This window comes from Rahnella sp. AN3-3W3, assembly GCF_003263545.1.
In the GTDB taxonomy this organism is placed as follows: domain Bacteria; phylum Pseudomonadota; class Gammaproteobacteria; order Enterobacterales; family Enterobacteriaceae; genus Rahnella; species Rahnella variigena.
Genome location: NZ_JYDG01000062.1, coordinates 24421 through 34089, shown reverse-complemented (window position 1 = coordinate 34089; position 9669 = coordinate 24421). Strand labels below are relative to the sequence as shown.

Annotated in this window: 6 protein-coding genes; all 6 read right to left on the bottom strand. The window is 53.1% G+C overall.

What is annotated here, in order from left to right:
• Positions 1–212 (bottom strand): DUF6708 domain-containing protein (locus UC15_RS26260; RefSeq protein WP_369964457.1); only part of this gene is annotated, 212 nt, incomplete at its 3' end.
• Positions 213–225: 13 nt separating this feature from the next.
• Positions 226–495 (bottom strand): hypothetical protein, encoded by a 270-nt coding sequence (locus UC15_RS16975; protein ID WP_112289536.1) that lies wholly within the window; start codon positions 493–495, stop codon positions 226–228.
• Positions 496–501: 6 nt separating this feature from the next.
• Positions 502–3606 (bottom strand): T6SS effector BTH_I2691 family protein, encoded by a 3105-nt coding sequence (locus UC15_RS16970; protein ID WP_112289535.1) that lies wholly within the window; start codon positions 3604–3606, stop codon positions 502–504.
• A gap of 20 nt (positions 3607–3626) precedes the next feature.
• Complete coding sequence (locus UC15_RS16965) at positions 3627–4532, bottom strand: hypothetical protein (protein WP_112289533.1); 906 nt, start codon at positions 4530–4532, stop codon at positions 3627–3629.
• A complete protein-coding gene (gene vgrG / locus UC15_RS16960) occupies positions 4532–6865 on the bottom strand; it encodes a type VI secretion system Vgr family protein (protein WP_112289532.1) in 2334 nt (777 codons plus the stop codon). The genes UC15_RS16965 and vgrG overlap by 1 nt, the downstream gene beginning before the upstream one ends.
• Entirely contained in the window at positions 6862–9516 is a 2655-nt protein-coding gene (gene tssH / locus UC15_RS16955; protein ID WP_112289530.1) for a type VI secretion system ATPase TssH, read from the bottom strand. The genes vgrG and tssH overlap by 4 nt, the downstream gene beginning before the upstream one ends.
• Positions 9517–9669: the final 153 nt, after the last annotated feature.

Genomic DNA, 9669 nt, shown 5'->3' with positions numbered 1-9669 from the left:
CAGTCAAAAACCTTAATAACGGGGTGCCAGCGTTTCCATGGCCATATACTGCGCTGATATTCGTAAACATACACTTTCTGACGCTTACGGTTAAACCGTATCGGGGCACCACGGGGTTCGAATAAGACTGATTTAAAACCCCAGGTAATTAGTGAAATAGGTGGAAGTAGTAGTACAACATAAAAAATAAACACCAGCACATCGGAAAACATATCAGTAAACACATTAGAAAAAAGTAACAAAAAACAAAAAAATATTCCCCAGGAGATCATAAACCACCATCCCCCCCCAAGCGTAGTTAACATAACGAGGGATTTCCATCCAAGTATCATTGATGGTATTTACCCGTATTAGTTGCGGAGGATAATGCTGATCTTCAGCTAAATCAGGCAAATCTTCATCCCAATTTTTTACCGGGGGAATTAACCGTGGGTTAATGCCTCTGGCGGCTTCCCGTTCGGCGATTTTTTTGCTGCGGCGTTTAAGCTTACCCATGGTTGATCATCCCTGTTGTGCGCTGAGCGTCATGCCCAGCTTGTAATCCTGTTCAGTTCTATCCGGCCAGTATTCTGTTACCAGCGTGACGTCGGGAGTACGGTTTTGTTCTACCCAGACACTCACCATCACGTTTAGGCTGGTCACACCGGTGGGCTTCCCGTTTTCATCGCTTTCGTCGTCTAAGCGCCACTGATATTTGCCATAGCCGTCGGGTCCGGCGAGCTGGTAATGGTCTTCAAAGCCCGGGATATTATGAGATTGTGAAAACAGTACAACGCTGTCATTGTCACGGGTCAAGGTGGCCAACCAGGCTCCTTTTGCCTCTGCCCACCCTGGCAAGCTTACCCGGAAATCTACCCGACGGTATTTTACCGACTGTACGGTTGCTGTGCCGGTCAGAATATCAAGTTCAGAGGCAAAGGCCACATCTGCCACCATACCACTGACAATAGCCCGGTATTCCACCAGCGCTTCAGCCAGGTCCTCAAGACTTCCTGCATGCCAGATCGGATAGTTGTTGATATAGTTGCCTGGGATACCAAAACAGGTACGACGCAGCCAGATTTCAAATGCCGCACTTCTGAGGCCTGAAGCTTCATAAGCCAACATTATTCCCATTAGAATAAGAATTGCTGCCCACCCAGCAGGTCCAATCCTCAAAACACCTAATTCGCTTGTTAGTGCAAAAATACCTTTTAATCCGTACCAGCCACCAACTGCTCCGCTAGCCATCAGGGTTACTGCCGATGCTCGATAAAATCTCCCAGCAAGTTTATCGCCTTCATCATATGCTTCTGCACCATGTCTCCACATTCTGATACCATCTATAAAGGAAGCAACCCCTCCCAGTACTGCCCCATACCTTACCAACTTAGGCACCTGCTGCGCTTCGCTCAGCACAACCCAGTTTAGTTTCACCGCCAGTTTGGAGGCGAATCCGGCAACTTCAGCCATGCCTTCCAGCACCAGAAGGCGGTTAATGGCATAGTCCGCAAGGGCATCCACATCGGTACCAACGGAATTTTTCAAAGCATCGGCTTTAGATTTCCAGTCTGCCAGTTGTAAGCCTAATAACCCGGCGCCCAGGATCAGGCCTGCAGAGTCGCCACTGATATACCGGCGTCCGCGTTCGTTCCATTTCGCCATCTGCGCATAACTTGCTTTCACGATGGGAGCTTTTAGCCCCTTACCCTGCAAAGAGACGTCGGAGATAAACAATTCATTGAAGTCTTTCATCATGGCCGGGTTGTTGAACGGTTTTTCAGTGACGTTGAGATGTGGCAATTCACTTTTTAACTGTTCAAGCGTGCCGAGTGCGCTGTACTGGACTTTGACTGGCGTATCCAGCTCTCTGCCGCGCATACCCATGATCTCATCGACGACAGCTGCGCTGCCGCCTTTTCGGCCGGAGTCTTTAAAGCTTTCATTGTTCACTGACAGAGACTGACGAAGCGCGGCGTTGTTTTTAAGATTTCGCTTCAGCTTTCGGAAGGTTGTTTCATATTCGAGCACCACCGTTGATTCTCCCGCCGTCAGCATGGCGGACTGTAACATTGCCTGATAGCCTTTGTGCATAGCCGGATCAACTGTCTTACCCAGCAGACTCACCGAGCCACTGACAGCCAGAATCCGACTCGCCCAACCCTGCTGAATAGCTAAACTTTTCAGGTAATTGCCGAATTCATCGGACGTCAGGCCGGTTTTAATGTCGCTGTAAACATTTCCGCCGCTGAATACTGTCTCCAGCAGGGAGGTTTTCATTCCCGTAAAGCCCAGATAGGCTGGTGAATCTGCCTTCTGCAGCCATTGTTGCCAAACCTTTTGGGTTTCTTCCCCCATGGCTCCGCCCTGGACACAGGCGGCAACGGTCTTCATCTGTGCAGCCCAACCCGCAGCATTGGTTTCCGGGGCGTAATCATGATTAATGATATCTTCCCAGAGCCGGACCTGATACCAGGCTGCCAAATCCTTATCAATAGCTTTGAGTTGTTGTTCAGGTACTGTGAAGTATTGGATAAATTCCTTTTCGGAAGCGGCGCGTGCCGTTTCATCATAACTTTTCAGTAAACGGGCATATTTTACTGCGAAGGTCTCTTCGGCGACTTTCTCTTTGGGGATGTACTCTGGCTCGAAACCTCCGATAGCCGGGCCGGTCATTTTATAGCGGGGTGAACTTGTCTGAGTAATGCCTGCTTTAATGTTGTCAAGATACTGCGTGATCGCTATAGAAATCATATGCTTGTGAAGGACGCCCGGTTTCTGAATATATGCCTGGCAAGCTTCTGTCAACTGCATGCGGGCAATATTCAGTTCCTGAACTATCCCGACGGGGTCATTTACAACAACAGCCATCACTGTGCAGGAATATTCTTTTTCCAGGTGGGAAATCCAGCTTTCCATAGCATTCTGCTTGACGGTTTCTCTTCGTGGGTAAAAACCGTGAGCACCACCCGTTTTGTCCTCTGTTACCTGTGTGACATTGGCAAATACGTCCGCGGAAAATTCTGTCACGTTAGCTTTTAGCGTCGCGAGAGAAGGGTCAAGTGGCATACACACTTTATCCCCGGCGGACACCTGGGTACCGTTCAGGGTTATTTTAGTAAAACGGGTCGACGGGCGTTTTTTTTCCAGGTATCCGGCCATCACCTCCGGACTCCACGGATCTCTGCTGAAGGCCAGCCATGCCTCTTTGCAGTCTTTATCAATGTTGATAAAGCTGGTGGGAATGTCGTGGTTAGCGGTGCGGCAACTCTCGGCAAGTGGCTCAATAGTGTCACTTTCCGGCATCGCTAATGAATTTAATTGTCGCATACAACCATTAGCTGTCACCTGATACACCTGCCAGATTTTTTGATCCAGCAATACATACAGGTATCCCATGCGCAAAGTGCGCAGGGCATATTTGAATTCACCGCCAGTGAGTTCTGCATCCTGTTTCGGCACCGCAGCAGGTAACCAATCCCGGTTCATCAATGATTTTGGTACTGCGGCCACACGGAGAGGAAATATCGGAATGCCCTTCCGCTTACATGCTTTACAACCTGAAGGCGTGGTGGTTGCCTGATGGCTGGCATCCGCATTTTGATTAACTTGATCTTTAAGCCCCATAGCGACGAATTCCCTTTTCGTTAGGCTGCTGATGTCTTATCGGATTTTTCCAGTTCATCCCAAACGGCATCCGGTAACGCTGATACAAGTCTGCTGAGGCGCAGAGAAGGATTTGCGATAACCTGCTCGAGCAAAGCTCTGACAGCAGGGTGCTGTTCAATATCGACCGCCAGCGTCAGGTGGCAGAGAGAGAGGAAATTACGATTTTCTTTCTCAAAATGACCCGTTTCCTCAATGTTCAGCCAGGTATTGGCCGCATTTATCGCTGCATCCATCGGTAGGACGGGGCGAACAAGTTGCCATGCCTGCAAAAGTGAGAAGATCCCGGGGATTTCTTGCTGAGTCAGTGCAGTGTCCGATGTTGGCACCCATTTCTCTTCTGCCACTTTCCCCGTCTGAACGCAAATATCACCGGTGCTCGTCATATACCACCAATGGTTCACCGGCCAGAGGCATGTGGCTAGGCCGTCCGGCTCCATAGCTTGTAATAATTCAAAGCGCAGGGGCTCAAAAAACGGTGTGACCGTGTTCTCAATCAGGTTATTGAAACGTTCTGCCAGTTCGGATGCCAGTTGTTCTGGTGCAGTAGTACTGCACAGCCAGCCGCACAAGTATCTTTTTTCCTGCAACATTTCACTTCGGGCGTAATCCTCTGAACTCGCCAGCCATGAAAACTCGCAGTGCTCGCCTGGATAAGCCAGTAAAACGAGCCGAGGACAGTGCTGAGGTGAATGGGGTAAATCACCTCTCAGCACCGTGTATATCGCCCTAACTTCGGGGGCGTCTTGTAACTGTTGCAGATGGAGTGGATTAATAATCGAAACACTTTTTAACGGATCTAGCAGCAGATACCGGTATGAATTCGGATGCTGATTCAGCCGGTCCTGTATCGTTATCTTTTGATCAAATTCCATCGCGTTTTCCATTATTTCTCACACTCCAGGCATTTTGCTTCAGGTGGTAATGTAGGCGGTGCCGGGCTAAAACTCTGTGGCAAGATCTGGTTAAAGATCCCTTTAACATTCACCTCTCCGGGGGTCATGATCGTGACACCCGAGCTTTCAATCACTATCGCGCTTTTCCCGCAGGCCAGTGTGATTTTCTTGCTGGCCTGGATATAAACCTCATCATCTTTACTGATGATTTTCATATCTTTAAGGGAGGTCAATGCCATTGCATCACCCTGAGCCTGAATATCCACCTTGCCTTTGTTAGCGTACATTTTTATGCCAAGCGTCTTAGCAAAAAGGCTGATAATTTCACCCGCAGCGACGGTGAATTTTTTAAATACTGTGAAATCACTGTTTTCAGCCGATGTCTGAATGAAATTGTTACCCGTACTGATCTGAATACTTTGAGGTGATACCTGGGCAATCCCCGCGGGTGCGCTCATGAGCAGAACGGATTGCTGTAAATCTTTCATCGAAGACTCAAGCAGAGATTTTTGTTCAGCTACTTGTGCCAGTTCCGCCTGTGCAGTTTTCACAGCATCACTGAGCGCCTTTGCCAGCCCTTGTGCCTGTTGTAGCGATTCGATTGCTGCCGTCATCTCCAGCACTTTTCCTTGTGCCAGACCCTGGCCATCGGCAGTGATGAAAATCCCTTGCTGCGCGCGGATGGCACCGAAGCTGTCGGTGCGCAGCTCGAACCCTTCACCGCGTTGCTGTTTGCCGCTGTCCACCAGATGGCCGAGGTTGAGCTGGCTTTTGCCACCGTATTCGGTGCTGAGCTTGATGTGCTCTTTGCCGCGCTCGTCGTCGAGGCGCAGTTTGTTGTTCGACGGCGTGCGCAGTACGTTGCGTTTGTAGTTCTGGATGGTGACGTGATCGCCGTGCGCAGAGTCATGTAGAACGTGGGCGATATAAGGGCGGTCCGGGTTGCCGTCTTCAAAGGCAATCGCTACTTCGGTGCCGGCCAGCAGCGGCATATGCATGCCGTAGGTGTCGCCGGCGTAAGGGCGCGCCTGACGGACCCACAGACTTTCGTAGCCTTGTTCCCATGCATCTCGGTCGAACAGCATATTGACGCGATACCGCCCGTCTTTATCGATATGACCGTAGGTGTCGTTGACGGTGGTGCTGGTGACGCGGGCGGGCAGAGTACCGGCCATCACCGGTTTAGGCTCCGGCTCCGGGCGGAAGCAGTAATCTTCAGACCAGGTAATGGCCTCAAATTTTGTTTCAAAGCTTTTGTCGCGACGCGCCGAGCTTTGGATAGACACGATCACCACGCCCTGCGCAAACTGTGCCGGCGCATCGCTGCCGGTGACTTTGAGCTCCTGACCCGGCACCAGGGTTGCGGCATTCACGATGCCGGAAAAGCGCGCCTGATTGTTCAGGTAACGTTCGTGACGCAGGCGGGCATAGAACGCGCCACTTTCCGGTTCCGGATCGCGACCACCGCCACCGGCGGTCAGGTAGTTATCGGCGTAATGATAGGCTTCGCCATAGGTGGTGGTATCCCCGCGGGTAACATCGGCGCTGCCGGATAAATCCGTGGTCGCGGTGCGGTAGTTGTAATCCCGGGTGGAGACGGTTTTTTCCACCACCTGATAATGGCTGGACAAATCCCATGCCGATTCGACGCCGACGTCGTGCATGCCGGATGGGGGTACGGCCTGCAGCGTCAGCGCCTGTTGATAATGCTGCTGGTCGTCATAGAATTCGACCACGTCAATGCTGAGTTTAGGGTCGGCGGTAAAGCGGAACCAGATCCCGACTTCGGCCAGAAGTCGGGAGATAAAGGTCAGGTCGTCCTCGCCGTACTGCAAGGTTTGTTCGCGACGCGGGTACTCTTTACTCAGTGTGAAGATAAAGTCCTGTCCGCGCATGTCGTGACGGTCACGCAGGATTTTTTCGACAATCTGCGGAACCGACATGTCCTGATAAATACAGTTCTGATGGCTGCGGGCGAGCAAAGCCAGACGCGGCTGCAGACGGACCTCGTAATGACTTTCATCTTTCGACGTGGAAAGACGTTTAAAGGCGGTGATTAGGCCCTGTATTACGCGCTGTGGCTGTTGGACTGAGACACCAAAGGCGTCGGCCACGGGTGCCTGCAGGGTCAGTGAGGCGTCCTTCATCAGCATCGATTTCGGATCAATAGCCCGGTCAGCACTGGTAAATTCGATGTCGTAATGGAAAGGCTTACTGAGCGTTTCCAGGCTGGTGAAACTCAGAACATCGGGTTGCGCGCTGCTGCCGCGGATGGCTAATTTATGATGACTGTGGTCGAAAAAAGGCAGTCCGGTTGTACTCATTTCTCTACTCCGTCAAATTCCAGGGTGATCCCTTCTTCCTCATCCCAGCCCAGTGCCAGCGCCGTGGTGCGTTGTTGCCCGGCCATGCGTTGCAACAGTTGCTGGCTCAGTACCGGCAGGATTTGCTGATTGAGCAGGCTGTCGATGTTGCGCGCACCGGTATCTGGCAGCAGGCAGGCGGCGACCAGCGTGTCGTACAGACTTTCTTCTATGGAGCAGGTCAGGCCGTAGTGCTTGTTCAGACGTTTCGCGACTTGTGCCAGTTTCATCTCAACGATAGTGCGCAGGGCAACGGAGTTCAGCGGACGATAAATCAGTGTCTGGAAGCGGGCGAGCAGGGCGGGCTGGAAATGGTCGCGCAGGATCGGGCGCAGCAGTTCCTGTAAATCGCCGTCAGTGGCTTCCGGCTGTTCATCCAGCAGTTGCATCAAATGGTCACTGCCGAGGTTAGCGGTCATCAGGATCACGGTATTACGGAAGTCGATTTCGCGGCCTTCACCGTCGCGCATAAAGCCGCGGTCGAACACCTGATAGAACAGGTTGATGACATCCCGGTGGGCTTTTTCCACTTCATCAAGCAGGACGACGCTGTACGGACGTTTACGCACGGCTTCAGTCAGAATACCGCCCTGACCGTAACCGACGTAGCCCGGAGGTGAACCTTTCAGTTGAGAGACGGTATGCGCTTCCTGATACTCGCTGAGGTTGATGGTAATGAGGGATTTCTCGCCGCCGAACAGGCAGTCGGCAAGGGAAAGGGCAGTCTCGGTTTTGCCTACGCCGCTCGGGCCGACCAGCAGGAAGACGCCCAGCGGGCCATTCTCAGACGTCAGGCCGGTTTTGGCGGCACGCAGGCGTTGCGCCATGTCGGTCAGCGCATGATCCTGTCCGACAACGCGTTTGCCCAGATGGTTTTCCAGCTGCAACAGGTCAGTCTGTTCGTCCTTCAGCAGGCTGGTCAGCGGCACGCCGGTCCAGTCGGCAATGACTGTCGCAACGGTGCGGATGTCCACGTCAAGAGACAGCAGCGGGGCGCTGCCCTGCAACTGAGCCAGTTCTTGTTGCAGCGCGTGAATATCTTCCTGACGGCTGATGTCCTGACGGATTTCCAGCAGCTTATGCGTCAGGGCTTTTTCGGATTCGTACTGCGCTTCGAGAGCGTAAAGCTGCGCATTGAGTTCGCGGTCCAGCTCACCGATTTTTTCCAGACGTTCACCGTGGGTCTGACTGCCGAGCGCGATATCTTCCAGCAATGCCTGCTCCTCCATTCCCAGTGCGGCTATCTGCGCCTTAAGGCAGGTCAGTTCTTCCGGCAGGGTATCGAGGCTCATGCGTACACGGGCGGACGCGGTATCGAGCAGATCAACGGCTTTGTCCGGCAGCTGGCGGCCGGTGATGTAGCGGCGGGAAAGGCTGACGGCGGCTTTGACGGCTTCGTCGGTGATGTGAACGCCGTGGTGCTGCGCGTAGCGGGATTTCAGGCCGCGCAGCATCAGGCAGGCCATCTCGTCGTCCGGCTCATCGACTTTTACAATCTGGAAGCGGCGCTCAAGGGCGGCATCGCGCTCAAAATACTGTTTGTACTCGCTCCATGTAGTGGCGGCGATGGTGCGCAATTCACCACGGGCGAGCGCGGGTTTGAGCAGGTTGGCTGCGTCGGCGCCACCGGCCTGATTGCCTGCGCCAATAATAGTGTGCGCTTCATCGATAAACAGCAGAACCGGTGTGGGTGATTTTTGCACGGCGTCGATGACGTTTTTCAGGCGTTGCTCGAACTCGCCTTTTACTCCGGCACCGGCTTGTAGAAGACCTAAATCCAGCGTGCGCAGGCTGACGGTTTTCAGGCTGTCGGGCACGTTGCCTTCCACAATACGTAACGCCAAACCTTCCACCAGCGCGGTTTTACCGACGCCCGGTTCACCGACCAGAATCGGGTTGTTTTTGCGACGACGGGAGAGAATATCCACCATCTGACGGATCTCGTTATCGCGACCAAACACCGGATCAATCTGCCCAGCTTTGGCTTTAGCGGTGACGTCCAGCGTGAATTTATCGAGCGCGGCCTGCAGCGCTTCGCTTAACGACTGGCCGGTAACACCAGACTCTGCTTTTTGTGTCGCTGAGCTTTCAGAAAGCGCGAAAGGCGTGCGGCTAAGGCTTTCCTGTTGTTGCAACTCCGGGCGCTCTTCGGACAAGGCATCCAGCACTGGCTTGAGGCGACGGATATGTTCTTCGCTCAGGCTGAACAGCGGCCATAAACCTTCGCAGCGCAGCAGGCGCGGTTGCGCCATCAGCGCTTCCAGCAGATTGACACTGCGGATGCTCTGGTTGTCATCCTGCAGTGATGCCGCCAGCCAACCCGCTTTCATCAGCGATTGTAAATCCTGAGAAAGCTGCGGACGCGAATGCACGGAACGTGGCAGAGCGTCGAGATGTGCCAGCAGACTTTGCCACAAGGCATCCATATCCCATTCATAGCGGCGGGCCAGCACGGTGATGTCGCCTTCGCCCAGTTCCAGCAGTTTGAGCAGCCAGTGCTCGACGGTAATTTCATTGTGGGCGCGGGTCTGGCAGAGCGTCGCGGCGGCTTCCAGCGCTTTCGCGCAGTACGGATTTAAGCGGCGAAGTAATACGGCTGACTGTTGTTCCATGCTGAATTCCCTTTTTTAGGTACGCTACCGCCCTTAGCCTTTTCCTTTGCAGGAAACCCAGGCCCATAAGGTCGATGTCCGGTGGTGTTTTTGTTTGCTCAACCGCCACGCAGCGGCTCAGGAAACAAAAACAGCAGACGGCGAACCGTCTGC

Bases quoted from the DNA above. Each gene is read 5' to 3' on its own strand.
- tssH (WP_112289530.1), bottom strand. From the start codon at position 9,516: ATGGAACAACAGTCAGCCGTATTACTTCGCCGCTTAAATCCGTACTGC.
- UC15_RS16970 (WP_112289535.1), bottom strand. From the start codon at position 3,606: ATGGGGCTTAAAGATCAAGTTAATCAAAATGCGGATGCCAGCCATCAG.
- vgrG (WP_112289532.1), bottom strand. From the start codon at position 6,865: ATGAGTACAACCGGACTGCCTTTTTTCGACCACAGTCATCATAAATTA.
- UC15_RS16965 (WP_112289533.1), bottom strand. From the start codon at position 4,532: ATGGAAAACGCGATGGAATTTGATCAAAAGATAACGATACAGGACCGG.
- UC15_RS16975 (WP_112289536.1), bottom strand. From the start codon at position 495: ATGGGTAAGCTTAAACGCCGCAGCAAAAAAATCGCCGAACGGGAAGCC.